Origin of the sequence: Geoalkalibacter subterraneus, assembly GCF_000827125.1 — a bacterium.
Lineage (GTDB): Bacteria > Desulfobacterota > Desulfuromonadia > Desulfuromonadales > Geoalkalibacteraceae > Geoalkalibacter_A > Geoalkalibacter_A subterraneus.
In genome coordinates this window covers 787,234-812,642 of sequence record NZ_CP010311.1, presented here as the reverse complement: position 1 = coordinate 812,642, position 25,409 = coordinate 787,234, and the positions used below count along the sequence as shown (strand labels likewise).

General features: G+C 57.3%; 23 protein-coding genes. 11 read left to right on the top strand and 12 right to left on the bottom strand.

Features of this window, described 5'->3' with window-relative positions:
* Positions 1 to 71 precede the first annotated feature (71 nt).
* The 3 genes from priA to GSUB_RS03650 all read right to left on the bottom strand — a co-directional run bounded on the left by priA (position 72) and on the right by GSUB_RS03650 (position 4,899).
* Positions 72 to 2,288, bottom strand: a complete 2,217-nt coding sequence (priA, locus tag GSUB_RS03660) for a replication restart helicase PriA (protein ID WP_052464501.1) — start codon at positions 2,286 to 2,288, stop codon at positions 72 to 74.
* Between the two features lie 3 nt (positions 2,289 to 2,291).
* Positions 2,292 to 3,632, bottom strand: coding sequence for an alanine/glycine:cation symporter family protein (locus tag GSUB_RS03655; protein WP_040199229.1), 1,341 nt, complete (start codon positions 3,630 to 3,632; stop codon positions 2,292 to 2,294).
* Positions 3,633 to 3,708: 76 nt separating this feature from the next.
* Positions 3,709 to 4,899: an FprA family A-type flavoprotein gene (locus tag GSUB_RS03650; RefSeq protein WP_040199227.1), complete on the bottom strand. Its 1,191-nt coding sequence runs from the start codon at positions 4,897 to 4,899 to the stop codon at positions 3,709 to 3,711.
* Positions 4,900 to 5,049: 150 nt separating this feature from the next.
* Between GSUB_RS03650 and GSUB_RS17865 the strand changes: the two genes are divergently transcribed.
* The gene (locus GSUB_RS17865) at positions 5,050 to 5,922 is read left to right on the top strand and encodes a metallophosphoesterase (RefSeq protein ID WP_052464499.1); all 873 of its coding nucleotides are present in this window, start codon (positions 5,050 to 5,052) and stop codon (positions 5,920 to 5,922) included.
* 25 nt (positions 5,923 to 5,947) lie between these two features.
* Here GSUB_RS17865 and aroF read toward each other — a convergent pair whose 3' ends face one another.
* On the bottom strand, positions 5,948 to 6,964 hold the full coding sequence (gene aroF, locus GSUB_RS03640; RefSeq protein WP_040199226.1) for a 3-deoxy-7-phosphoheptulonate synthase: 1,017 nt from the start codon (positions 6,962 to 6,964) through the stop codon (positions 5,948 to 5,950).
* Between the two features lie 204 nt (positions 6,965 to 7,168).
* Here aroF and GSUB_RS03635 point away from each other — a divergent pair, with 204 nt between their 5' ends.
* Positions 7,169 to 7,492, top strand: a complete 324-nt coding sequence (locus tag GSUB_RS03635; RefSeq protein ID WP_052464497.1) for a c-type cytochrome — start codon at positions 7,169 to 7,171, stop codon at positions 7,490 to 7,492.
* A gap of 93 nt (positions 7,493 to 7,585) precedes the next feature.
* Here the strand turns inward: GSUB_RS03635 and GSUB_RS03630 are convergent, their stop codons facing one another.
* The 3 genes from GSUB_RS03630 to bamJ all read right to left on the bottom strand — a co-directional run bounded on the left by GSUB_RS03630 (position 7,586) and on the right by bamJ (position 10,445).
* Positions 7,586 to 8,593, bottom strand: coding sequence for a cytochrome c3 family protein (locus tag GSUB_RS03630; RefSeq protein ID WP_052464494.1), 1,008 nt, complete (start codon positions 8,591 to 8,593; stop codon positions 7,586 to 7,588).
* A gap of 11 nt (positions 8,594 to 8,604) precedes the next feature.
* Positions 8,605 to 9,417 carry a hypothetical protein gene (locus tag GSUB_RS03625; protein ID WP_052464492.1) on the bottom strand — a complete coding sequence of 271 codons (813 nt, stop codon included), beginning with the start codon at positions 9,415 to 9,417 and terminating at the stop codon, positions 8,605 to 8,607.
* A gap of 341 nt (positions 9,418 to 9,758) precedes the next feature.
* Positions 9,759 to 10,445 carry a BamJ family beta-barrel-assembly machinery protein gene (bamJ, locus tag GSUB_RS03620; protein WP_040199225.1) on the bottom strand — a complete coding sequence of 229 codons (687 nt, stop codon included), beginning with the start codon at positions 10,443 to 10,445 and terminating at the stop codon, positions 9,759 to 9,761.
* Positions 10,446 to 10,716: 271 nt separating this feature from the next.
* Between bamJ and GSUB_RS03615 the strand changes: the two genes are divergently transcribed.
* Entirely contained in the window at positions 10,717 to 12,294 is a 1,578-nt protein-coding gene (locus tag GSUB_RS03615) for a sensor histidine kinase (RefSeq protein WP_040199223.1), read from the top strand.
* A 91-nt stretch (positions 12,295 to 12,385) separates the two neighbouring features.
* On the opposite strand, the gene GSUB_RS03610 is transcribed toward GSUB_RS03615, so the two are convergent.
* Positions 12,386 to 13,804, bottom strand: a complete 1,419-nt coding sequence (locus GSUB_RS03610) for a sigma-54-dependent transcriptional regulator (RefSeq protein WP_040199222.1) — start codon at positions 13,802 to 13,804, stop codon at positions 12,386 to 12,388.
* A 525-nt stretch (positions 13,805 to 14,329) separates the two neighbouring features.
* On the opposite strand from GSUB_RS03610, the gene GSUB_RS03605 reads away from it, so the two are divergent.
* The 7 genes from GSUB_RS03605 to GSUB_RS03575 all read left to right on the top strand — a co-directional run bounded on the left by GSUB_RS03605 (position 14,330) and on the right by GSUB_RS03575 (position 18,876).
* Positions 14,330 to 14,566 carry a hypothetical protein gene (locus GSUB_RS03605; protein ID WP_040199221.1) on the top strand — a complete coding sequence of 79 codons (237 nt, stop codon included), beginning with the start codon at positions 14,330 to 14,332 and terminating at the stop codon, positions 14,564 to 14,566.
* A 33-nt stretch (positions 14,567 to 14,599) separates the two neighbouring features.
* A complete protein-coding gene (locus tag GSUB_RS03600) occupies positions 14,600 to 15,259 on the top strand; it encodes a cytochrome b/b6 domain-containing protein (RefSeq protein WP_235269903.1) in 660 nt (219 codons plus the stop codon).
* A gap of 97 nt (positions 15,260 to 15,356) precedes the next feature.
* Entirely contained in the window at positions 15,357 to 16,244 is an 888-nt protein-coding gene (locus GSUB_RS03595; RefSeq protein WP_158414036.1) for a HAMP domain-containing protein, read from the top strand.
* Positions 16,245 to 16,291: 47 nt separating this feature from the next.
* Positions 16,292 to 16,819, top strand: coding sequence for a hypothetical protein (locus GSUB_RS03590; RefSeq protein WP_052464487.1), 528 nt, complete (start codon positions 16,292 to 16,294; stop codon positions 16,817 to 16,819).
* 136 nt (positions 16,820 to 16,955) lie between these two features.
* On the top strand, positions 16,956 to 17,228 hold the full coding sequence (locus GSUB_RS03585; protein WP_040199220.1) for a cytochrome c3 family protein: 273 nt from the start codon (positions 16,956 to 16,958) through the stop codon (positions 17,226 to 17,228).
* A 241-nt stretch (positions 17,229 to 17,469) separates the two neighbouring features.
* Positions 17,470 to 18,147: a 4Fe-4S binding protein gene (locus GSUB_RS03580; protein ID WP_040199218.1), complete on the top strand. Its 678-nt coding sequence runs from the start codon at positions 17,470 to 17,472 to the stop codon at positions 18,145 to 18,147.
* A gap of 150 nt (positions 18,148 to 18,297) precedes the next feature.
* A complete protein-coding gene (locus GSUB_RS03575) occupies positions 18,298 to 18,876 on the top strand; it encodes a putative metalloprotease CJM1_0395 family protein (protein WP_052464485.1) in 579 nt (192 codons plus the stop codon).
* Here the strand turns inward: GSUB_RS03575 and GSUB_RS03570 are convergent.
* The 4 genes from GSUB_RS03570 to GSUB_RS03555 all read right to left on the bottom strand — a co-directional run bounded on the left by GSUB_RS03570 (position 18,847) and on the right by GSUB_RS03555 (position 23,151).
* A complete protein-coding gene (locus tag GSUB_RS03570) occupies positions 18,847 to 20,025 on the bottom strand; it encodes an MFS transporter (RefSeq protein WP_052464483.1) in 1,179 nt (392 codons plus the stop codon). The two genes, GSUB_RS03575 and GSUB_RS03570, sit on opposite strands and share 30 nt — an antisense overlap.
* Positions 20,026 to 20,040: 15 nt before the next feature.
* Positions 20,041 to 21,279, bottom strand: coding sequence for a M48 family metallopeptidase (locus GSUB_RS03565; RefSeq protein ID WP_040199216.1), 1,239 nt, complete (start codon positions 21,277 to 21,279; stop codon positions 20,041 to 20,043).
* Between the two features lie 93 nt (positions 21,280 to 21,372).
* Positions 21,373 to 22,689, bottom strand: coding sequence for a peptidoglycan DD-metalloendopeptidase family protein (locus GSUB_RS03560; RefSeq protein WP_084211723.1), 1,317 nt, complete (start codon positions 22,687 to 22,689; stop codon positions 21,373 to 21,375).
* Between the two features lie 108 nt (positions 22,690 to 22,797).
* On the bottom strand, positions 22,798 to 23,151 hold the full coding sequence (locus tag GSUB_RS03555) for a TraR/DksA family transcriptional regulator (protein WP_040199215.1): 354 nt from the start codon (positions 23,149 to 23,151) through the stop codon (positions 22,798 to 22,800).
* A gap of 230 nt (positions 23,152 to 23,381) precedes the next feature.
* On the opposite strand from GSUB_RS03555, the gene GSUB_RS03550 reads away from it, so the two are divergent.
* Positions 23,382 to 25,400, top strand: a complete 2,019-nt coding sequence (locus tag GSUB_RS03550; RefSeq protein ID WP_052464481.1) for an alpha-1,4-glucan--maltose-1-phosphate maltosyltransferase — start codon at positions 23,382 to 23,384, stop codon at positions 25,398 to 25,400.
* Positions 25,401 to 25,409 lie beyond the last annotated feature (9 nt).

The window sequence follows — 25,409 nt, the reverse complement described above, 5'->3', positions numbered from 1 at the left end:
TACTCATTGTACACAGACAGGAGACGTACAGAGAAAAGATTCTCGAGAGGGACGGAGGGTCGAGGCGGTTTCTAGAGCATGTCGAGGGGATCGACATCCAGAGTCAGCTTCAAGGTACGCGGCAGAGCGGAGCGCAACGCCGGTAGACGGGAAAGCAGCCGGTGAAGAGGTGCTCTTGTGACCGATTTGAGCAGGATCTGGTAGCGGGTTCTGCCGCGCAACCTGAACAACGGACAGGGTGCGGGCCCCAACACTTCGACTTCCTCCCCGGCGCAGGCCTGAAGGCTGTCACAGAACCGCTCGGCGGCTTCTGCGACCTTTTCGCCCTCAATACCGGAGATGACAAGATTGACCAGATGCCCGAAGGGAGGGTACTCCAGGGCGCGGCGATATTCGATCTCCTCCAGGTAGAACCCGTCATAGTCATGCCGGCTGGCATGCTGCAAAGCGTGGTGCGTCGGGGCATAGGTCTGGATCAGAACCCGCCCGGGTCGCTCGCCGCGTCCGGCGCGCCCCGCCACCTGGGTCAGGAGAGAAAAAGCGCGCTCGGCACTGCGGAAATCGGGGAGATTCAGAATCGCATCGGCGCCGACCACTCCGACCAATGTGACGCCCGGAAAGTCAAGCCCCTTGGCCACCATCTGAGTCCCGACCAGGATGTCGATCCGCCCCTGCTCCATATCAGACACCAGCTTCTGATGCGCCCCCTTGCGCGTCATGGTATCACGGTCCATACGGGCGATGCGTGCTTCTGGAAAGGAAGCCGTCAGTTCTTCCTCCAGGCGCTCGGTCCCCGCCCCTTCCGGCTCGATCTGCCCGCCTCCACACTCAGGGCAGACCGTCGGCGGCGCCACCGCATAGTCACAGTAGTTGCAGCGCATCAGCCGGCGGGACTGGTAGTAGGTCAGAGTAATCGCGCAATTGGGGCAATGGAAGGTTGCACCGCATTCCCGGCAGAGCAGATAAGGGGAAAACCCCCGGCGGTTAAGCAGCAGCAGGGATTGATCGCCCACCTGCAGGTTGGACTCCAGGGCATCGAGCATCTCCTGCGACAGGCTTCCTTCCATTGAACGACCTGCGAGGTCAACAAGCTCAACTTCGGGCAGGGGGCGGCCAAGCACACGATGATGAAGACGGAGGTATTGAAGAAACCCTTCGCGACTTCGGTGATAAGAGACCAGAGAGGGGGTCGCACTGCCGAGAATCACCACCGCTTTTTCCCTCTGGCCGCGCATCAGAGCCAGATCCCGCGCGTTGTAGCGGAAGCCTTCGGCCTGTTTGTAACTGGCTTCGTGCTCTTCATCGACAACGATCACACCCAACCGGTCCAGCGGTGCAAAAACCGCGGAACGAGCGCCGATGACAATATGGACCTCTCCGCGGGCGATGGCGCGCCAGGCATCATAGCGTTCCCCCTCGGACAAACCTGAATGCAGCACGGCGATGGAGTGCTCGCCCGATTTGAAACGCGCCCGGAAGCGCGCCACGAGCTGGGGAGTCTGCGCGATTTCAGGCACCAGAACCAGCGCCTGGCGTCCGGCTTCAAGAGCTGCGGCAATCACCTTGAGGTAAACTTCCGTTTTGCCGCTACCGGTGACGCCGTGCAGCAGGAATCCGGCGAATTCCTCCGCCGCCAGTGCCTGCTGCAATGCGGCCAGAGCCTGACCCTGATCTTCCGTCGCGGAGGGGCGCAGGTCGGCATCGACCGGCAGGTCGAAGAAGGGATCGCGGCGGCGTTCCACTTCCTCTTCCCCGACCAGGCCCAATTCAACCAGGCGCTTGAGCACAGGGGTCGGAGACGGGAAGACCGCGCCGATCTCCGAACCGAAAGCTTCTTTGCGCTCCCGCAGCCAGGAGAGAATCTCCTGCTGGCGCGCCCCCTTCGGCTGGTCGGCGGCATCGAGGGCATGATATTTCTTTTCGTGCACAACGCCGACCCTCTGCACCTTGCCCGTTATTCCTGCGGGCAAGGCGGTGCGCAGGACCTCTCCCGGCGGATGATGATAATAGGCCGCGGCGCGTTGATAGAAGGCGGCCAGGTGCGGCGGGAAAAAAGGAGAATCCTCCGGGACCTCGGCAATCGGCTTGAGCCCTTCCCTCTCTTCGGTTGACACACCGAGCACAAATCCCCACACCATGCGCCGCCCCAGCGGAACCTTGACCCGGGTTCCGATGTGCACGAACGAGCTGAGCGAAGCAGGGATGGCATAGTCGAGCAGCTTGTCAATGGGTGCCGTCACTGCGACCGAAGCCGTTTTATGATCGGATGAACCGGGGAAAAAATCCATAAATCAGAGCATTTCCTGCGGCCGGGCAAAGGCATCGCGGGTGGCTTTTACGACCACGCCCGAGAGCGCCAGCAGGCCGATGAGATTGGGAATCGCCATGGCACCGTTCATGGTGTCGGAGAAATCCCAGACAAAGGCGACTTTCTGAAACGCCCCAAAAGCGATCGCCAGGCAGAAAACCCAACGGTATGGCGTGCGGGCTTTGAGCCCAAAGATATACTCGATGCATTCCTCACCGTAATAAGCCCAGCCGATCATGGTGGAATAAGCGAAAACGGCGATGCCGATGGTGACGATCAGGCCGCCGGGCCCCGGCAGCCCCTGCTGGAAAGCCAGGTAGGTCAGTGCGCTCGAAGTCTCACCGCTGGTCCAGGCACCGGTCGAGAGAATGACCAGCGCGGTCATGGTACAGACGATGATGGTGTCGAAAAACACGCCGGTCATAGCGACCAGCCCCTGTCGCACCGGGCTGTTGGTGCGGGCGGCGGCATGCGCGATAGGAGCGCTGCCCAGCCCGGCCTCGTTGGAAAACACCCCGCGCGCCACACCGAAGCGAATCGCCGCGGAAACCGCCGCCCCGGCGAAACCGCCTGCGGCGGAAGCCGGGGCAAAGGCGTGCGTTATAATCAGCTGCAGTGCGCTAGGCACCTTGTCCATATGCATGATCAGGATGACAGCGGCGCCGCACACGTAAAAAACTCCCATGACGGGCACCAGCTTCTCGGTGACCTTGCCGATACGGCGAATCCCGCCGATAATGACCACTCCGGTCAGCATCGCCAATACCACGCCGGTCAGGACCGGCGAAATGTCCCAGGTCTGCTCCAGCGCCACCGCCACGGAATTGGACTGCACCATGCTCCCGATACCGAAAGCGGCAATGCTGCCCATCAGCGCAAAAAGCCACCCCAGCCACTTTAAACCCATCCCCTCGGCAATATAGCGCATCGGACCGCCCTGCATGGTGCCGTCGGGCAGATGGTGCCGATAGGTGACCGCCAGCACTGCTTCAGCGTATTTTGTCGCCATCCCGAAAATTGCGCAGATCCACATCCAGAAAATGGCGCCCGGCCCGCCCAGGAAAATAGCCGTCGCCACACCGGCAATATTGCCCGTGCCGATCGTCGCCGAAAGAGCGGTGGTCAGGGCTTGAAAGGGGCTGATATCCCCCTCGGCATCGCTCGGCGAACGCCGGAACACCAGCCGCAGCGCCCGCGGCAATTGAAAGAACTGTAAAAAACCCAGGCGCAGGGTTAAAAACACCCCTGTGCCCACCAACAGCGCCAACATGACGGGTCCCCACACAAAGCTGTTGATCGTCGCCATGACCTGATCCGGGTTCATGCACAACCTCCGCGATTTGTTTCTTCAATACAAAAAATCGCCCGCGAGATGAGGTCATCATGCGGGCGAAAATGATTTATTTCTGAACCTCTCGGGCCACCTGCCGCCCAAATTCCCGACAGGCGTCAAGATCCTCCTGCCCCGGTTTGAAACGGAAGGAGACCCCCTCTACAGGCAGGGAGTATTTCAACCCGCGCAGACGCTCTTCCACCAGCTTGATCGCCTCGCCGCTCCAACCGAAAGAGCCGAACACCGCACCGATCTTGCCCCCCGGCGTCACCGAAGAGAGCAGAGACAGCACGCGCCACACCGGCGGCGGCGCATCATGATTGATCGTCGCAGTCCCCACAACGAGGGCCTGGGTTCTTTCGAGTTCGTCGCGCACCATCTCATCGGTGAGATCGACGATATCGATTTCGACAACCTCCGCGCCCCCTTCCTGCAACCCCTCGCGCACTTCGGTCGCCATGCGGCGGGTATTGCCGTGGGGCGACAGAATCAACAGCAGCACACGGGGCCGGTCTCCAGCGTCAGGCAAAGCGGCCATTTCACGATAGGCTTCAATGGACTTGCGGGGGTCGCGGCGCAGCAGCGGCCCATGGGAGGGGCATACCAAGGTGATGGGCAGATCCTCGATCTTGGCCACCGCGTCCCGGATATAGGATTTGAACGGGCGCATGATGGTGTCGAAATAAAAGCGGAATTCGTAGGAAAAATCCTCCACCTGGTCATTGAAGAGGCCATCGCCGCAATAGTGAGCGCCGAATGCGTCGCAGGAAAACAGGATTTCCTGCTCCGGGAGATAGGTGAACATGGTATCGGGCCAATGCAGATTGGGAGCAAGATAGAACCGCAGAGTCTTGTCTCCCAGGCTGATTTCCTCGCCATCCTTTACGGCTTGAATGTTGAGGTTCTGCTCATAGAGCTGGCCGAGAAAATTCTGCCCGGCGCGCGTGCAGTAGATTTCAATATCCGGGTTGATTTCCAGCACTCGGCCGAGAGCACCGGAATGATCAGGCTCTGCGTGATTGACGACCAGAATGTCAACCTCCTCAAGAGGCATAATCTGACTGAGCCTCTCCAGAAATTCATCTGCAAAGGCTTCTTTAACCGTATCGATCAGAGCGGTTTTTTCTGATCCGCGAACCAGGTAGGAATTATAGGTTGTTCCGTTGCGTGTCGGGAAAAGTTCGTCAAAAATCTCCAGATCCGGATGACGGACACCGACCCAATGAACATCGGAACGAATTTCTGTAGGATCGAACATAACGCAACTCCTTGCAATTCTGAGGGGAAAGATTCACCATCGGAGAACGGATATGCCATGATCAGGCATAGGCAATGGTTGACAATTTCAGTAAACTATAAATGGCGATTCTTCGATTGACAAGTCCGGGCCTGATCCGAGGGAACACTTTTGGGAAAAACATCCTCGCCAGACACACAGACCATCCATCAGGAGCCCAGCCACCGACGCCTCTCCAGGAGAGCATTCCTGGCGCTGAACGGTGCAGGCGCGCTCACCCTGCTGAGCGCCCATGGCCTGCTGCTGGAACCGCGCTCCATTGTCACCGAAACCCTGGCGCTGCCGATGAAAAAACTGCGCACCGGGCAGGAATTGAACCTGCTCCACCTCTCCGACCTTCACATCGAGAAATTCAGTGCCTATCACCACGACGTGATCCGCAAGGTCAACACGCCACAGGCGGAGGTCATCCTGATCACCGGCGATTTTATCGGTGAGCAACGCAATCTTCCTGCGGTCAGGGAATTCCTGCAGCAGCTCAAGGCAAGCCACGGCATTTTTGCGGTGCAGGGCAATTGGGAATACTGGGGCCGGGTGGAAGGAGAAAACCTGCAGAGAGCCTTTTCAAACTGGGGAATCGAACTGCTGATCAACCAGCGTCGCGATATTCAGATTGGCGATCTGGCACTGTCCATCGCGGGCCTCGACTACCCCAGCGCAACGGATACGTTGACCGCCCTGCATCGACACATGGATCCGGCAAGACTCAATCTTCTCATGTCTCACGTCCCAGCCTTCGAACATCACAGGCTTGATGACAGAATCGACCTCATCCTGGCGGGACATACGCACGGCGGCCAGATTCGCCTGCCCCTGCTGCCCCCCTTGCACCTCCCCCGCTTTTCGGACCCGTTTGTGGAAGGGCTCTACCGTGTCGGCCCAGGAATCCCCCTCTATGTGACGCGTGGAGTCGGAACCAGCGCCGTGCCGTTGCGCCTCTTCTGCCCGCCGGAAATCACCCGCATAACACTCCACGGCCCATAAGGGCGATCCCATCATGTGCTTCCGGTCAGAGATCGTGTCCCAGGTAAGCGGCCAGACCTCGAAGCTCGCTCATAAGTGATTCAAAGGCGGGGCCATCAAGGCTCTGGGCCCCGTCGCACAGGGCCCTGGCGGGATCGGGATGCACTTCCACCATCACGCCGTGGGCTCCGGCAACCAAAGCGGCCTTGCTCATCACCGGCACCAGCGAGCGCAGCCCGGTCGCGTGGCTGGGATCCACAATAATCGGCAGATGGCTCATCTCCCGGATCAAGGGCACAACGGAAAGATCGAGAGTATTGCGCGTGGCACGTTCAAAAGTCCGGATTCCGCGCTCACACAGGACAACCCGCTCGTTGCCTTCCGCCACAATGTATTCCGCCGCGGCCAGAAACTCCTCGACCGTCGCACTCATGCCGCGCTTGAGCAGCACCGGCCTGTCGAGCCGGCCGACTTCCTTGAGCAGATCAAAATTCTGCATGTTGCGTGCCCCGATCTGCAGGACATCGGCATATTGGCACACCGCGTCGAGCTGCTCGATGCGCATCACCTCGGTAATGACCGGCAGGCCCACCTGGTCGCCGGCCTGACGCAGCATTTTCAGGCCTTTCTCTCCCAGGCCCTGAAAGGAGTGCGGCCCGGTGCGCGGCTTGAAAGCCCCCCCGCGCAGCATGGACGCCCCGGCCTTTTTGGCCATTCGAGCTGCGGCCATCATCTGGTCGACACTTTCAATGCTGCAGGGGCCTGCGATCACAACGGGCGCCATGCCATCGCCGATTCTCACATCGCCGATTTCAACAATAGTGGCACCGGGATGAAAATCGCGTGAGACCAGTTTGTAAGGCTTGCTGACATGGATGCATTCGCGCACACCGGGAAGGTTGCGAATCGCGGTATCGTCGACATAGCCCTGATTGCCGAGGACACCGATGGCGGTACGTTCACTGCCGGGAATGGGCGCGGCCTGAAGCCCCATGGTTTCAATGGTTTCCTGCACGCGGCGTACCTGCTCCGCGGAGGCATTGTGTTCCATAACAATCAGCATCTGAAAAGACCTCCGTCAACAAATGGCAATCAGAATGATCCCTTGCGGCGCCAACAGGTTACTCGCCGCAGGGAGGATTTTCAACTTTTTAAAACCTCTTCGGCTTGGCTAGCATTGCGTTCCCGCCGACTTCAGGTATGATTTTAACCGAAACTGCGCAGCGGCTTGCCGTCGCAGAATACCCCTGAAAGGAGTCTAAAACCGATGAATGTTAAAAAAACCGCTGCAGCCATCGCCTGCGCTGCCGCTCTGTCCCTTGTCGCCGCCGGTGCGATGGCTGAGGAGAATGAAGCGAAAGGCCGCGAGTTGATCAACGCTCTCGGTTGCAAAGGATGCCATCAGTTCGACGGATCCGGCGGAAAACTCGGGCCAAGCCTCGACGAAGTCGGCCAGCGCCTTGACGAAGAGGCCTTGCGCAAAGTCATCACTGATCCGAAGAGCGTCAACGCCGGCACCATGATGCCCGCCTACGACCACCTGAAAGCCGAGGAAATCGACGCACTGGTCGAATTCCTGAGCAACCAGTAACCCCCCCGGTTTTATCTGTCATCAAACAACAAGGGCGCGACATTGCTGTCGCGCCCTTGTTGTTTGTCCTTTAGTGTCCCCGAAGAAAAACCGTCAGTTTTTCCGCTTGACCGGCAGATCATGCGGATTGATATGACAGGTGAGGCAATCCGGGAACTTGCTCAGCATGTTGTCACTGTGGGGCTGAACGTGACAGGTCCTGCAGTCGGGGATCATGCCGTGCTCTGTGTGGCACAGAGAGCAATTGACCTGGCCGTGCTTGCTGGGCGTTTCTTTCCACTCGGTGTAAACCGTATCGTGGCAGGCCTGGCAGGTACGGGCGCCGGTGGTCGGAGTCAAAGCAATTTCCAACGGCTTGTGCACCGGATGGCACTCAGTACAGGACTCAAGAGCCTGTCCCTCGTAGTGGGGCCCGTGACACTCGAAGCAGGACGGCACATAGCCATGCTGGTCATGATGACAGCTTGTGCACGCGACATCCATATGGCGGCTGGGGAACTCGGCGACCTCTCTGGCCGGTCCCGTGTGGCAATCCGCACATGCCTTGGTCACTGGTGCCCCTTCAGCATAGGGCATGGAAAGGGGTGCGTGGGGGTCAACATGGCAACTGAGGCACTGCACATGTACGCTTCCATGAGGCTGACCATGGCAATCGGCACAGTTAGGCATGATTTCCGCCCAGTTCTGCTTCTGCGGATTATAGGCGTGAAAAACCTCATGGCACTCACGGCAGTCGAACTGATGGCGACCACCTTCAGTCCGCAGGCTCTCAAAATAGGTCGGATGGCACTGCCCGCACTGCTCCAGGCTCATGGGCGGGATGTCGACATCATAGGGGTTGGCCGGGTCTTTTTTGTTGGCGGTGGGAGCAGGCTCAGCTGTTGTTTCCGCCTGGGCGACCTGAACGGCGCTATCAGCCGCTTCCGGCTCGGACGCCATCTCCACTGCTTCCTGCTTCACTTCGGTTGCAGCAGGAGGTGTTTCACTTTCGACACGACCGTCATCGACGTCAGGACGGGCACAGGCGGCAACCGCCATAAAGCCCACCAACGCCAGGACAACCAATAGTGTTTGCAGAGCAAACCTTTTGACAACAGGCATGGGTCCCTCCCTTATTCGGCTTGGCCGGGCCAGTTGTTCAGATCATGCGCGGTATTGTGACATTCGCCGCAGGACGGGAACTTTTCATGAATTCCCGGTGCGTGCGGCACGCCGTGACAATCGGAACACAGCGGGACCATTTTATGCTCATCCTGATGGCAGTAAACACAGGCCAGCGTCTGGTGCTTGGTCGGTGTCGCGCTCAACTCGCTGTAAGCCGTATCGTGGCAGGCGGCGCAGAAGACCGAAGGCAGCTGGTCGTCATAGGCCACTTCGAGGGGCATGTGAGCCTGGTGGCAGGCCGAGCAATCCTGCGCCGCGATCTCCTCGGAATGGGTCTCATGACAGACCATGCATTCGGGAATGTAGCCATGGGTGTCGGCATGACAGAAATTACAGGACACTTCGGTGTGCGCGCTGGGGTTGGCCGTAAGCTGCTGCCCGATCGGGTCATGGCAGGTCAGACATTCCGCTTTAAGCTCCCCTTCAAGGGTCAATTCAAGCGGCGTATGGGGATTGGCGTGGCACTTGGCGCAATCCTCGGGTTCGTCATAATGGGGTGTTCCGGCATGGCACATGGCGCAGGCAGGGATATTGTCGGCGACCTCCGGCGGATGCCCGACATGGCAATCAAGACAGGAAACGGCGGTCTTATGCGCCATCCCCTTCTCTTCGACCTGCTGCGGCACCGCCTGATGGCACTTTACGCAGTCCGAATTCATCAGTTCCGCATCCTGGGCCGAGACCGGGCCGGCGACCAGCATCACCATTCCCAGCAGCAACGCCGCGGCTGCATAACGTCCCTTGCTAAATAAACTCCTCATCTACATTTCCTCCTGTCTCCCAACACCGTTGACATGAATTTCGTGAAACAAGGCGCCATCTGCGCCCCCGGATCCGGTTTGCTCTCTTCCTCGTTACAGAAGAACCGATTCCGCCACGAAAAAAAATGAACTCAAATGGATCCATTCCGGCCTCCCCGGAAAGAACCCATCGGAAAATGGTTACTGCAGGCACAATTCAGGCAAAAAATTATCCCAGGCCGACGGGAAAGTCAACTGTACGCTGCATACTGCATACAAGTTTGCCCTGCTGAAATCGGGCAGATCGGCAGAACAAAGGCGGCGCCGGGAAGAAATGTCCTCGGCGCCGCCTTTGCAAAACACTACTCTACCGACAGGAGTTCTACATCGAAAATGAGGGTTTCATTGGGGCCGATGGCCTGACCGGCGCCACGTTCGCCATAAGCAAGATCGGCCGGAATGTAGAGTTTATACTTGGCTCCCTCGCTCATCAGCTGCAGCGCTTCGGTCCAGCCGGCGATGACGCCGTTGACAGGGAAAGTCGCAGGCTCACCGCGCCGCAGAGAGCTGTCGAATTCCGTCCCATCGATCAATGTGCCCCGGTAGTGAACGGTCACTGTGCTCTCGGGCGTCGGAATCTTTCCGCTGCCTTTCTCAATCACTTCATACTGCAGTCCGCTCTCGGTCGTTTTAACGCCGTCCTTCTGGGCATTTTCACTGAGGAACGCCTGCCCTTCGCGCAGGTTCTCCTCAGCAGCCTTCTCACGCTGAGCCATCTGCTTTTCCATCATTTCACGCTGCAGGGTCTCCATGGCCGAGGCAATTTCGGCATCATCCAGGAGTGAAGTCCCGGCGTAGGCATCCTTGATGCCTGCCGCCAGCATGTCGATGTCGACTTCAACCCCGCCGGCCTTGAGGTCGCCTCCGAGCTGCTGCCCCAGGGCATAGGCGCCTTTCTGTTCCTGGGTCAGGGTTTCATCTTGAGCCGAAGCAACGGCCGAAAATCCGACAAAGATCAGTACGGCCAGAGATACAATCATCTTCTGCATGCATTCTTTCCTTTCACGTTCGGAGAATGGTTTCTACGTCTAATGCACTTAATGCTTCACAATGCGGCAGCTTTTAAAGTCAGCTACCTGCGACACCCTCTAATACCGTGGTGCGTCGGGCACTGTCAACCGAAGAAACCTGATGCGGGCGTCCACCAAAGTCTCAATGGCCCGCAAAAACAGGTTTGACTTCAGTTCCAGTCCGAAATACATTCAATGGCACATTAATGACACATCGAAACCAGCATTCAACCCAAAGGAGCGCACTGTCGTGAAGCTGTCTATCACCACCAAGGTCACCCTGGTCACGGTTTTTGTCCTGGTGGGCACCATGCTTCTGTTTGCCATCATCAATGTCGGCGCCCTGAAGAAAATCTTTCTGGAAGAGGCCATCAACGACGTCGACAATCTGAGCGAAACCCTGATTCGCTCGACCCACTACCAAATGCTTGAAGATGACCGCAAGCGGGTTTATCAGATGATTCAGGAGGTCGGCACGCAGCGGGGCATCGAACACATCCGCCTGATCAACAAGGATGGGGAGATCATCTTTTCGACCGAACGCGCCGAGATCGGGCAGTTTCTGGATAAAGCTACAGAAGGGTGCAACGTCTGCCACACCAAAGATACGCCCCTGACCCACGCATCATCAATGAATCGCAGTCGCCTGTTCGACGACAAGCACGGCCATGAAGTGCTGGGGATGGCCAAGGCGATCTACAACCAGGAAAGCTGCTCCACCGCAGAATGCCACTTCCACCCCCCCGACGCCAAACTGCTGGGCGTACTCGACGTGATCGTCTCCCTTGAGGGGATGCGCCTGCAAACTGCTACTTACCGCAACAACATCATCGCATTGAGCCTGATTCTGCTGCTGATTCTGGGAACCTGCATGTCGCTGCTCACCCAGAGATTCATCAGCCAGCCGCTTAACCAGATGCTGGAGCAGACCCATCGCATCGCCCGTGGGGAATGGGGGGAAGTCCAGGTGGAGAGCAAGGACGAATTCGGTGAACTGGCCCGCTCCTTCAACGAAATGACGCGCAGCCTGCGGCAGGCCCAGGAGGAATTGGCCCAATGGGGCAATCAACTTGAGGTGAAAGTGGAGGAGCGCACCCATGAAATCAAGGAGATGCAGTCGCGCCTCATCCGGTCGGAGAAAGTCGCCTCCCTGGGAGAACTGGTGGCCGGCATCGCCCACGAACTCAACAACCCCCTGACCGGCGTGCTGATGTTTTCCTCGATGATCAGCAGCGACCCGAGGCTCGACCCGGCCCTGAAACCCGATTTCGACACCATTATCCGCGAGACGCAGCGCTGCGCTGAAATCGTTAAAGGGCTGCTCGACTTCGCACGCGAAAGTGTGCCGAAAAAAGTGCCTACCTCCATCAACGACATCATGGAACAGACCCTCTCGCTGGTGGAACACCACAGCTCTTTCCACGACATCGGCATTGAAAAGACCTATGGTGAAATCCCGCAGATCGAGGCGGACCCCAATCAGATCGAGCAGGTTTTCATGAACCTGCTGATCAATGCCAGCCAGGCCATGGGAAACGACGGGAAACTCTCCATTGAAACAGGGATAGATGCCCGATCCAACAAGATTGTCGTTCGAATCAGCGATACAGGCAGCGGCATTCCGCCGGAAAACCTTGACAAAATCTTCGACCCCTTCTTTACGACCAAGGGGCATAAGGGGACAGGGCTCGGCTTGTCGGTTTCCTACGGTATCATTGAAAATCATGGCGGCGATATCGAAGTCCAAAGCACCCCTGGCGAAGGGACCACGTTTACCATCACCCTTCCCCTGTCCTCCCAGGAACCGTCGGGAGAGGGGGAAGAATAGACCCCGTTTCACGCATGCCTGCAAAAAAAAAGCCGCTGCCCGGTTCGCAACCGGCAGCGGCTTTTTAAACAACCAATCCCCTAAACAAACATCAGTTCGTCATATGCTCACGCACTGAAATCCCCTGTTTCTTGAGCATCGCCTGAAAGTTGGGGCGCAGCATTCCCACTTCTTCTGCGGCCTTGGTCACATTCCACTCATTACGCTTCAGCGCGTTGAGCACAAATGCACGTTCCACGGGAGCGACGGCCTGTTCACGCAGGTGACGCTTGGCTTCCTTCAGCTCATCTGCGGTCAGAGGCACATACCCTTCCCCCATTTCCTGTTCCTCGGCGGCAGAGAGCTGCAGTTCAAGATCATCGTCTTCAATCAGATCCCCGGCCGCCAGCACGACAGCGCGCTCGATGATGTTTTCGAGTTCACGCACATTGCCCGGGAAGGAGTAGCGTTCCAGCAAAGCCATCGCCCCCGGACTCAGCCCGCGGATCTCCTTGCCCATCTCGCTGGCGAACTTCTGCAGAAAATAACCGACCAGGGTCGGCAGATCGCCCTGGCGATCGCGCAGCGGGGGCATGTCAATCGGAATGATATTGAGGCGGAAGAAGAGGTCTTCACGGAACTTACCTTCGGCGACCAGCTCCTTGAGCCCGCGGTTGGTTGCGGCGATGAGCCGGATATCAATGGGTTCGGGCTTGGTACCGCCGATGGGCACGACCTCACGTTCCTGCAGAACGCGCAGCAGTTTGGCCTGGGTGGTCAGGCTGATATTGCTGACTTCGTCCAGAAACAGGGTTCCCCCGTCAGCGACCTTGAAAAGGCCGGTTTTGGTCTGCATCGCACCGGTAAAAGAACCCTTGACGTGACCGAACAGCTCACTTTCCAGAAGGCTTTCAGCCAGAGAGGTGCAGTCGACAGCCACAAAAGGCTGATCCTTGCGGGGGCTGTTCCGATGAACAGCCCGGGCAACCAGCTCCTTGCCGGTGCCGCTTTCGCCGGTAATCAGAACCGTGCTGTCGGTCGGCGCCACCTGAATGATGCGCCGGTAGACTTTCTGCATCGCCTTGCTGTCACCGACAAAATCGTCAAAACCATGTCGGTCGCGCAGTTCTTTCTTCAGGTAGAAATTTTCCAGCAGGACAGCGCGCTGCTCCAGGGCCTTTTCTACCTTGCCGACGATCTGATCGGGGGTAAAGGGTTTTGACTGGTAGTCAAAGGCGCCGTTTTTCATGGCCTCCACCGCCGTATCGACCGTGGAATATCCGGTAATGATGATCACCGGCACATCCGGTTGGAGTATGCGGATGGCCTTGAGCACTTCCATACCGCTCATGCCGGGCATTTTAAGGTCGGTGATGACGACATCGAAATCTTCTTCCTGAAGTTTTTCGATGGCCAGATTCCCGCTGGAGGTTACATCGACTTCATAACCACTATTTTCGAGGATGCGGCGGATACCTTCGCGTATCACCCCTTCGTCATCCACGACCAGAATGCGTGCTTGTTCGTTCATGCAGATCACTCCTTCGGCGCCCTGCCTTTTCAGGTGCGGCGCCGGCTCCCCCGGACAAAGGTCTTCAAAACGGCGAGCCGCGTCATATAGAGAGGCGGCACAAAACATCAAAGAAAACGGGGCTGAAACCGTTTAAACCACATACTACATAGGACAAATAATAACAGAAACTTCCCTTTCGCCCAACGGGATTTATCCTCTCCCGCACAAAATAAATATTTATTCAAAACTGTATATTTTTTTAATACATCCCGTCACACAGCAGCGGGAGAAAAGGCTTCTGCCGCTTTCAGGGCGTTTGCGTTCGATGGCACCCAGTGTGTGCGACAAAACAGGTGCACATTTTTATTATACACCAAGCAGGTCCACACCACAGCCTCCAATCTCCAAATTCAACTTTTTTCTTTTACTATTCAACAACTTAACAATTATCGAGCTGCTGCGCCGAGGTTTGGCATAGCAGATGCTCTTGTTAGGTCCCTGCAAAGTTGGTGCGAATTTCACCTCTACAGGAGACGGATCGTCATGCACATTCACAGGTCGACCACGCTGGCGGTGGTGGTGGCGGTTTTTGTGCTCTTTTCGGCACCCCCGACAGCACAGGGCGCTATCGGTATTTTATCGGACAGCAGCGATATGCTCGGTAAAATATGTTATAGCTTTGTGTTAACGCTGTCGATTATGCAGTTGATTCCGCCACTTGTTCTGCTGGCGTTTTTTGTCGCGGCTGCAATTCGTTGCCTGGGACCAGATCCTGCGTAGTGAATGACGGCAGCCATTACGAGGAGGAAAATTGTGAAGACAGGACAGAGGATTTACCTGACGCCGACACCGGTACGCATCTGGCACTGGCTCAACGCATTCGGATTCGTCGCACTGATTTTGAGCGGCGCCCAGATTCGCTTTCCTGAGTATCTGAATATTTTCGGCAGCTATCGTGCCGCCATCGAACTGCACAACACAGCGGGGATCGTGGTGTCCATCTCCTTCTGCCTCTGGCTGGGATACTACCTGATTATCGCCCGTTCGCTGCTGCCCCTCTACTTTCCCAATCGCGACGATCTCAAACACGGGCTTTTCAAACAGGCCCTGTTCTATTTTTTCAACTATTTCAGGGGCAAACCCAATCCACACGTCATGTCGCCGGAGAACAAATTCAACCCGCTGCAGAAATCCGCCTACGTGGTCATCATGATGGTTCTCGTGCCGCTGGTCATTGTGACGGGGCTGCTTCTGCTGAACCTGGAGCTGCTACGCCCCGTCGTCATGCTGCTCGGGGGGATAAAGATGGTTGTCGGCGCCCATTTCCTGCTGGCGTGCTGTCTGATCGCTTTTCTGTTCACACATGTCTACCTTGCAACCCTTGGCCATACCCCATTTGCTCATTTCAAACCGATGTGGACCGGATGGGAGGAAATTGAGGAGCATGAACACGGGGAAAAACATTCCGAGTGAAAAAACCTGCACCACAAAATATTCAGTAGAAACCTGAATTTTTTACGGTTATATTTATCTAAGAATTCAAAAACGCCGAGAGAGAGCGGGAGGAGTCGTGAGCATCCTGAAAAACATCGCGGCCAAAGCACTGGTCCCCGTCGGGTTGACGGTCACCGGCTTTGTCATTGTCTGCAGTATTCTGCTGTATTCCTTCGTCAGACAGGATATGGAAAACGATACCATCCGGCGCGAGATTCAACTGGCGGATATTATCGTTAAATCTACGCGCTATACCATGCTGAAAGACGACCGCGAATCGCTGCGCCATACCATTCAGAATATCGGCGAGCAGGAAGGTGTTGAACATGTGCGCATTTTCAACAAAAAGGGCCTCATTATGTTCTCCGCCCACCCTGATGAGGTCAACCAGATCGTCGACAAGGAGACGGCCGGGTGCATCGAATGCCACGAAGGCTCTGAACCCGCCACCCACCTGGGGGAGATGGACAAGGCCCGCCACTTCGAGAATAGTCAGGGCAAAGAAGTTCTTGCCATCACCGCACCGATCTACAATGAGCCGAGCTGCTTCACGGGAAGCTGCCATGTGCACACTCCGGAAGACAAAATCCTCGGCACCCTTGACATCGGCCTGTCGCGGGAACCGCTCAACGCATCTCTCAACACCCTGCGCAATCGTCTTATTGTCTTCTGCCTGATGGTTATGGTACTGACTGTCGGTGGAGTCAGCGCGCTGCTGCGCCGCAATGTCCTGATGCCGGTCAAGCAACTGGTGGTCTTTGCCGAGCAACTGAGTAAAGGAAAGTTTGACATCAGTGTTCCCGAAGGCACCGAGGAGCTTGAAAACCTTGCCAAGACCTTCCGGCACATGGCCCGTGAACGCCACAAGAACCATCAGGACCTGGACCGCCTGCAGAAGCAGCTTGAAGCACTGAGCGCAGAGATCCGCGAACGGGAGGATAATCAGCAGGGCGACAAGGCATAAGCTTCAGACGCAGCCCTTTACACCACACTGGGAGTCATCCAGAGAGCATGCACCGGCATAGAAAGAGCGCCGAAAATTCAGATATCGCCCCCTCAAAAACGCGTGAACAGGGGCTGGAGCGCATCCGCAAGCTCCAGTCCCTGTCTCAGCGCGGGCTGTGGGGGCTGGCGATCTTTCTCGGCATCAGCATGGTTGCTCTCCCCCAGGCCGGAGCGCTGCCGACCATCCCGCGCAATGTGCGCGAGATGCTTGGCGCCGCGCCTCCCACCAACCTGATCAGCATTGCCCTCGTTGTCTACAGCTTCAGCGCCCTGGTCCTGATTCTCTCTCGGATCGGCAGCGGCAACGGCAGCTATCGGGGCTGGTCGCACCTGGGTTATCTCACGGCCTTTTATGCGTTTTATTATTACGCTGAAGCCCTCGACAGCAATTTCTGGGCGATTTTTGCCGCCGGTTTCACTATTCTGTCCCTTGAGCACTACCATATATGGGCATTCTGCCGTGAAAATATCCGCAAAGAGAAAGAACACATGAAACAGCTTGAGCGCAAAGAGGCTTTCTTTTCCCAGGAATAACCACCCTATTCACCCACCTTTCCGCATATTTGAATTTCTCTTTTTCATGCGGGTTCATCTTGACAAATAGTCTCCTTGGATCTTTAATAGGAGCGGAAAATTTTTCCAACCATTTTTATTTTCAGGAGGAAAGAGCATGAAGAAGTTTGTTGTAGCTGCCATGGTTGTTCTGTTTGCCGTCGGAGTCGGTTTCGCTGCCCAAGACATGTACAGCTATGAAGCCAAAAACGGCGCAGTTCCCTTCGATCACAAAATGCACAGCGAAGAAGTCTCATGCGAGGAATGCCACGGCGAAGGCACCCCTGCTAAAATCGAAATCGACAAAGACTCCGCTCATGGCGACGCCTGCAAGAACTGCCACAAAGCTCAGGGCGGCCCCACCAAGTGCGGCGACTGCCACATCAAGTAAGCAATATCTGGATACACGTTCGACAAAAGGCCTCCTCTACGGGAGGCCTTTTGATTTTCCAGAAAGTCATTGTTCAGCATGCTGGAATTGCTCTGCGGTAAAGCGCGAGCCGCACACATCGGCCGTGCAGGCAATTGAACAGGCCAACTGCGCCGCTTGAGTTTAAAAGCGGTTGACTTTTTTTACCAAATATATGATTATCCGAATATATATCTAAATAATACCCGGGAGTTGTTTACTTATGCAAGCTGTTGCTCAGGAAAAATATCAGGCGGTATCCAACCGCCGCAAACTGCAGTGGGCGTTGATGCCCATTATGCTCGTGACTCTGGCGCTGGGTTGGAAGTATCCGCTGCTCGGGTTTACCGTAGCCGGAGCCATGCTGACCGGGATAGTGGGAGCTTTTTACAAGGGACGCTATGTGTGCGGCAACCTCTGCCCGCGCGGCGCGTTCTTCGATCGACTGATCGCACCGCTGACCCGGCGCGGCGTTATCCCCGATTTTATGCGCGGCATGCCTTTTCGGTTGGGGGTTCTGAGTGCCATGATGGGCTTTATGGGATGGCGTATCGCCCTCAACCCCAGCGATCCTCAACACTGGGGGCTGGTGTTCTGGACCATGTGTGCCGTAACGACTGCAGTTGGCGTCGGCCTGGCGTTCACCCTGCATCCGCGCGCATGGTGTGCCATCTGCCCGATGGGCACCATGCAGAACCTGATCGGCGGCCACAAAGACAGGCTGCAAGTGAGTCACAACTGCCGCGAATGTGGTCGCTGCGAGGCTGCCTGTCCGATGAGCCTGTCCATCGCCGAGCATAAAGAAACCGGCGCACTGACCGATCGCGACTGCCTGAAATGCCCTGAATGCATTGCAAGTTGCCCATCAAACGCCCTTCACTGGAGCGAAAAGACATCTTGACGGTGACACAAGCCCCGGCTTCACGGGGCTTTTTTCTTGCGATCAAACACAAGTCGTTATATATTTTTAAGAATAAAAAGAAACCATCGGGATCTTCCAGGGTGAGCACTCGCCGCCCTGCAGGACTTTCCCTGGATGGAGGGAAGGTATATGGCAATCGCTGCCGCACCGGCGGCTCTTGTCGCGCGCTATGCCGGCATGGCCGTCCACTCGCTCAAAAGCACCGACAAAACCGTCGGGGTCCAGCCATTGGGACCCGAGAGGGATTCGTCTTCCCGGGAGCGTAAAGCACCGCAGAGCGGTAGTGCAGGCAACACAAAAGAAGACCGGGTCAGTTTCAGCCCGGAAGCGGAAAGAATCCGCGAACTGCAGCAGCGCGACCGCGAGGTGCGAGTTCACGAACAGGCTCATGCCGCCGTCGGCGGTGCTTATTCCGACCAGCCCACATTCACCCTGGAGCGCGGGCCGGATGGCCGTTCCTACGCCGTTTCCGGCGAGGTCTCCATCGACACCACTCCCGTCGCCAACGACCCGGAAGCGACACTGCAGAAAGCCGAAACCATCTACCGTGCCGCCATGGCACCTACGGAGCCGTCTTCCGCTGATCGCGCCATCGCCGCCAAAGCCGGCAAAATGGCGACCAAGGCCCGTCGTGAACTCTCAGAGGGAAGCGTTGAACAGGTAACAGACACACCCGTCTCAGGAACGCGCCTGAGCGTCATGGCCTGATCTGGGTTCCCCCGAATCCATAGCTGCCGCCAGAGGGCCGCGCCCCATCAGGGCAACCAGCACCATCAGTGAAACTGCAACCAACGCAAAAATCACCCCGTTCCACCCCCAATCACGATAAATCGGCCCCGGACCGTAAGAGCCGATGGCTCCCCCCGCATAATAAAAGGAAACATAAAGCCCGTTGACCAGCCCCTGCCCTTCGCGCGCACAGCGATTGAACAGGCCGGACGCCGTCGAATGCACCAGGAACATCCCGCCGCAGAACACGAACATCACCACAAACAGCACCGACACCGAAGGGATCAGCATCATCGCCAGTGCCCCGGTGAAGACGGCCATCCCGAGGCGCAACGCCCGCATCTCACTCCCCACCTTGCGTGCAACCCAGGCCGCCCCAAGGGATGCGACGATCCCCATGAGGTATCCGCTATACATCATGCCGATACGGAACTCCGTCGCCTGCTCACTGATTTCAGTCAGGCGGAAGGGGATAAAATTCATGATCGCGGCGAAAACCAGGAAAAATCCGAACACCGCCAGATAGAGAGGCAGAAATCCACGCTGACGCAGGACACTCAAAATCATACGCGGATGGGGGCGGGTCAGATTGAGACGCGTCTCCCCCTTCAGCCGGGACAATAGAAAATAAGCCAGCAGCAGGCTTGCGGCAAGCACCAGGAAGCTGTAGCGCCATCCGAAGACACCCGCCACCCAGCCGGAAAAAGCCCGCCCCAGAAATCCACCCAGAATCGTTGCCGCAATATAAGTTGCCATGGCCCGCTGCACGTGCATTTTGGCACTGGCCAGGGACACGTAGGTCATCAGCGCCGTCAGGATGGCTGGCACAAGCAGCCCCTGAAACAGGCGTACCACCACCAGGCTGGCGAAATTGGGCGCGAGGAAGAAAAACACCTCCGAGACAGCGAGCAGCAGGACCGTCCAGCGCAGCATGCGGCGCGGGCTGACCGACTCGAGAACATAACCGTAAAACAATGGCGCAATGCTTAAGGGGAGAAAGGAAACCGTGGTCAGAAACGCCGCCGCGGAACGTGACACGCCGAACTCCTGCATGATTACGGGGAGCAGCGGCTGCGGAGCATAGAGGGCCGACAGCGTCAGGACGGTGGTAAAAAAAATGATGGGCATGAGTCGGCTCTCTGTTCAGGATGAACGGTCGCGCAAACGGCGCACCCGCTCAACAACAGGAGGGTGAGAATAGTGAAACGCGGCATACACCGGGTGGGGGCGCAGGTTGGCAAGGTTGTCCCGCGACAGCTTGACCAGCGCCGAGGCGAGTGCATCCGCATCCCCCGTCAGATGGCAGGCAAAATGATCAGCCTGGTATTCATCCCGCCGCGACAAGGCACTCCAGAGGGGAGAGACAACAAACCCCGCCAGGGAAGCCAGCAGAGACAGAATCATGACCTGGGCAAAAAACGAACCGTCCTCCAGCCCGATCAGCCCGGGGAGCACCCCGGCATTGACCAGCCACCACGAAGCGGCCAGAAAGGCGAGAGAGAGCAGCTGCACCGTCACCAACCTCTTGAAAACGTGACGCTTCTTCCAGTGCCCGACTTCATGAGCCAGAACGGCAACGATCTCATCGGCAGTCAACTGCTCGAGCAGTGTATCGAACAGCACGATGCGTTTGACCCGGCCGATGCCGGTAAAATAGGCGTTGGAATGGCGGCTGCGACGGGACGCATCCACCTGAAAGACGCGGCTGATCTTCAGCCCCGCCTTCTCCATGACCCTGGTGATGCGCTCTTCCAGCTCAGGCTGTCCAAGGGGCTCAAATTTGAAAAACAGAGGCTCGATCACATAAGGCGAGACGTACATCAGAAAGAGGCTGAACAGGGCGAAAAAGCCCCACACCCATAACCACCAGCTGTGCGGCGCGGCCTGCACCAGCCACAGAGCGCCGCTCAACAGCAGGCCGAACAGCACCGCGGACACGAGCAGCCCCTTGATCTGATCGGACAACCACAGGCGCCAGGTCATGGTGTTGAAGCCGAAGCGTTCTTCGATGACAAACTGGTGATAGAGGTTGAAAGGCAGATCGATGAGGTATTTAGCAACCGACAGACAGGCGAAGAACAGTAGCCCGGAGAGGATAAAGGGCAGCTGCATGCCTGCGATCCAGCGATCATAGAGCCCGAGCAGACCGCCAAAAAGAAAGACGATCAGCAGCAGGTGGCTCAACAGGGACTCGATGCGCCCGACCCGGTTGCGGCACAGGGTGTAGTCGGATATGCGCGCCAGCCGCTCCCCGTCAATCTCACCTTCGAAACCGACCGGGACCTCATGTCCGTAACGCCGCAGATGCCGCATATTGAGTCCGTCCAGGACAAACTCGATGCAGACGACGACAAGATAGGCACTCAACAGGATCCACGGCATAAATCAAATCTTTCTGTATCTATTCACCTCGCGGGGTCGTCACTCTCATCCTGAACAGTTCACTTCTTTGCGAGGAAAAGACCGGGCAGGTGGTCAACGCAGCGCAATCTGCTCGCGTGTTCCGTCCATCAGACTCAGCAGTTCCGTGACCCGCTGATCGAACTGGGCGCGCCTTTCCCGGGGCACTGATGCCGTCATGGGGATGTCGGCCTTCATGGGGTTGACCGGGCGGCCGCGCACATGCAGTTCAAAGTGCAGATGGGGCCCGGTGGAGCGCCCCGTATTGCCGGACAGGGCAATGCGCTCGCCCCGCTTGACGCTCTGCCCTTTATTGACCAGGATTCGGTGCAGGTGCAGGTAGCGGGTGACATAATCACCGCCGTGGCGGATTTCGATATATTTACCGGCATAGGGATGATTGCTGACCCGCGTCACCACCCCGTCGCCGGTGGACAGGACCGGTGTGCCGGTCGGCATGGCGAAATCAGTCCCGTTGTGCGGGGCGACGCGCCCGGTGACCGGGTGCCGCCGGGCGGGGTTGAAGGAAGAACTGATGCGGTAGCGCTGGGCGGTGGGGTAGCGCAGAAAAGCGCGCATGAGGCTTTCGCCGTTCTGGTCGTAATAATTGCCGTCTTCACAAAGAAAGGCGCTGTGGACGCGATTGCGCCGCAGAATGCGCACCCCTTCGATGCGTGATTGCCCGGTGAAGGTTTCATCGACGAACTGCAGAGTGCGCACCACCTGAAAACGATCCCCGGCCCTGATGTCGCGGGAGAAGGTAATCTGCTCCTTGAACAACCGGGTTATCTGGGCGGCCTCTTTTTGCGACAGGCCGGCATTGATTGCAGAAAGGTAGAAACTGCCGTTGATCTCGCCTTCGACAAGGTCAATCTGCCAGTCGCCCGGCAGGATGATCTCTTCGTAGGTGAAGGAGCCGTCATCCGCGCGACGATAAACAACCCGATTGCCCGGATGGATGAACAACTCCATTTCTTCCAGGCAGCGGCTCTCTTCATCAAGATGAAACGTCAGAGTGTTCCCCGGGCGCAGGATATCGAGGGCCAACAGCGGTTCGTCCGCTTCCAGAATGAGATTCAGTGCCCCGCAGTCGAGGTCGAAACGGGTAAAGATCCCGATCAGACTGTCGCCCGGCTCAATATCATGGACAATTGTGGAGGGAGGCAGTGTCTCTTGAACCACGGGAGGTTCAGGCGGCACATCCGGGTAGAAGTTCTCGGCGTCCCGTTCGATTTCCGCTAATTCGTCTCGAACCAGGCTCTCCGAAGAATTCTCCGGCCAGATAAACCAGCCTGCGACCAGCAGCAGCAGCAAAACAACAAGCACAAATCGACGGGCACGCTTCGGCTTGCGCTGGCGCGACCTGCGCGGCGAAATGATGATTTCACTCATAAAAAGCACCCATCCAGATCGGCGAGTCCGAGGAGGATAAATTCCCGGTTCGCCAGAGTAAGTTTACTCCGGGTCTATTGAAAGGGAAGTCCGGCGCATTCAGCAGGTCTAACCATTTTCAGCCGCACGGGCACAGTCGATACAGATCAGGGTTGAGGGATCAACCTGCAGACGTCCTTCGGCGATCTCCTCCTCGCACTTGATGCAGTACCCGTAATCTCCGGTACGCAAACGTCCCAGGGCGACATGAATGCGCTGCAGTTCCGCTTCCGCACGACGCGCGGTGGCCTGTGCCATGGCCTGCTGCTGCATGGCATCCATGCGCGACAGGCGGCCGACCCGCGTCTGGTCGAGCTCCACCGGCGCCCCGTCTCGCTGCTGCCCCTGGCGCCCTGACTGCAGGACATCCAGTCTCTTCTCAAGTTTTCCTTTGAAATATTCCAGATCAAGGTCGTTGCGCACGAAATCTTCTCTCGCAAAAGTTCAAATCAGCCTTTCACAATAAAAAATTTTTACACAAAAGTAAAATTTTTCCGCACTGAAAACCATAAAATTCGTCCGGCGCAAAAGCTCCGTCCACTTGCTCAAAACTCAATTCTTGTTAAAGTCTTAGCTGATCAAGAGTTGATTCCCCGGCTCCCCGCAGGTTTAAAATGCGGGGAATGGCCATTGGATAACGGCAAGGAGGAAACATGTCGCAGCACAGGCCGCAGACTTCCAACGAATTCCCCGAAGATGGACGCCGCCGGGCGGTGATCGAGAATATCACTCCACAGGTCGATGACGGGCGCTTTGCCATTAAACGCGTGATCGGCGAGAAAGTCGTCGTGCGCGCCGATGTCTTCTGCGACGGGCACGACGAACCGGCGGCGCTGCTTCTTTATCGTCACGAATCGGAGGAGCAATGGCACAAGGTTCCCATGCGCTTTCTCGTCAACGATGCCTGGGAAGCCGCCTTCCAAATCAGCGAACTCGGCGTCTATTACTACACCGTCGAAGCGCGGGTCGATCATTTCGTCACCTGGCAGAAAGATCTGGCCAAACGCTTTTCAGCCGGACAGGATCTGGCCGTCGACCGGGAGATCGGCGCGCGCCTGGTCGAATCATTTGCTCTGCGCGCCGGAAGCAGCGATGCCCAGAGGCTCAGACAGTGGGCTTCGCGCCTGCGCCAGGCGCCGGATGACGCTTCCGCCCTGCGTCTGGCGCAAGACCCCGAGCTTACGGCCCTGATGGAGCGTCACTACGACCCTCATCTGGCAACGCTGGCCGATCGCACTTTCCAAGTGCTCGCCGAACGCCAACGAGCCCTTTTCTCAAGCTGGTATGAACTCTTCCCCCGCTCGACCTCCGGCGATCCGTCACAGCACGGCACTTTCCGCGATTGCGAAAAACTGCTGCCGGAAATCGCCCGCATGGGCTTCGACGTCCTCTATTTCCCGCCGATCCACCCCATTGGCCTCACCAACCGCAAAGGGCGCAACAACCAGGTGGTGGCCGAAGGCGATGATCCCGGTTCTCCATGGGCCATTGGCGGGGCTAAGGGCGGACACAAGGCGGTTCATCCGGATCTTGGCACATTGGAGGATTTTCGCGGCTTTATTGCCAAAGCGGCGGAACATGGTCTCGAAGTCGCCCTGGATATCGCCTTTCAGTGTTCCCCGGACCACCCCTATGTCCATCGGCGCAAGCAGTGGTTCCGACAGCGCCCCGACGGCACGGTGCAGTATGCGGAAAATCCGCCCAAAAAGTACCAGGACATCATCCCCTTCGACTTTGAATGCGACGACTGGCGAAACCTCTGGGAAGAACTCAGAAGTATTTTTGAGTACTGGATCGAGCAGGGTGTAACCATCTTCCGTGTCGACAACCCTCACACCAAGGCTTTCGGTTTCTGGCAGTACGTCATCGGGGAGATCAAGAAAGAGCATCCGGAAACGATCTTCCTCTCTGAAGCCTTCACCCGCCCCAAGGTGATGTACCGGTTGGCCAAGGTTGGCTTCACCCAGTCCTACACCTACTTCACCTGGCGCAACACCAAGTGGGAACTGGAGCAATACATGCAAGAGCTGAGCACGCCGCCGGTGCGCGACTTCTTCCGCCCCAACTTCTGGCCCAATACCCCCGACATTCTGCCGGAAATCCTGCAGTACGGCGGCCGTCCGGCGTTCATGATCCGTTTTATCCTGGCAGCGACCCTCTCAGCCAGCTACGGCATCTACGGCCCGCCGTTCGAGCTGTTCGTCAACACCGCCCTGCCGGGAAGCGAGGAATACCTCGATTCGGAGAAATATGAAATCAAGAACTGGGACTGGGAGAACGCCGATCACATGCGGGAGCTGATCGCCCGCGTCAACCGCATCCGGCGTGACAACCCAGCGCTGCAGACCACCTGGAACGTCCATTTCTGTAAAACGGACAACGACAACCTGATCTGCTACGTCAAAACCACTGAAGAGCACGATAATATCCTGCTGGTCGCGGTCAACCTCGATCCCTTCCACAAGCAGGCCGGCCATATCCGGCTGCCGATGGAAAGCCTCGGCCTCTCCCCTGGCCATCCGTTTCTGGCCCATGACCTGCTGGGCGACGGGCGCAACATCTGGCACAGCGAGTGGAACCCGATCGAACTCGACCCTCACCAGCTGCCGGCTGCCGTATTCCGCCTCTACCCGCGCCTGCGGCGCGAGCAGGATTTTGATTATTTTATGTGAGGATACCGC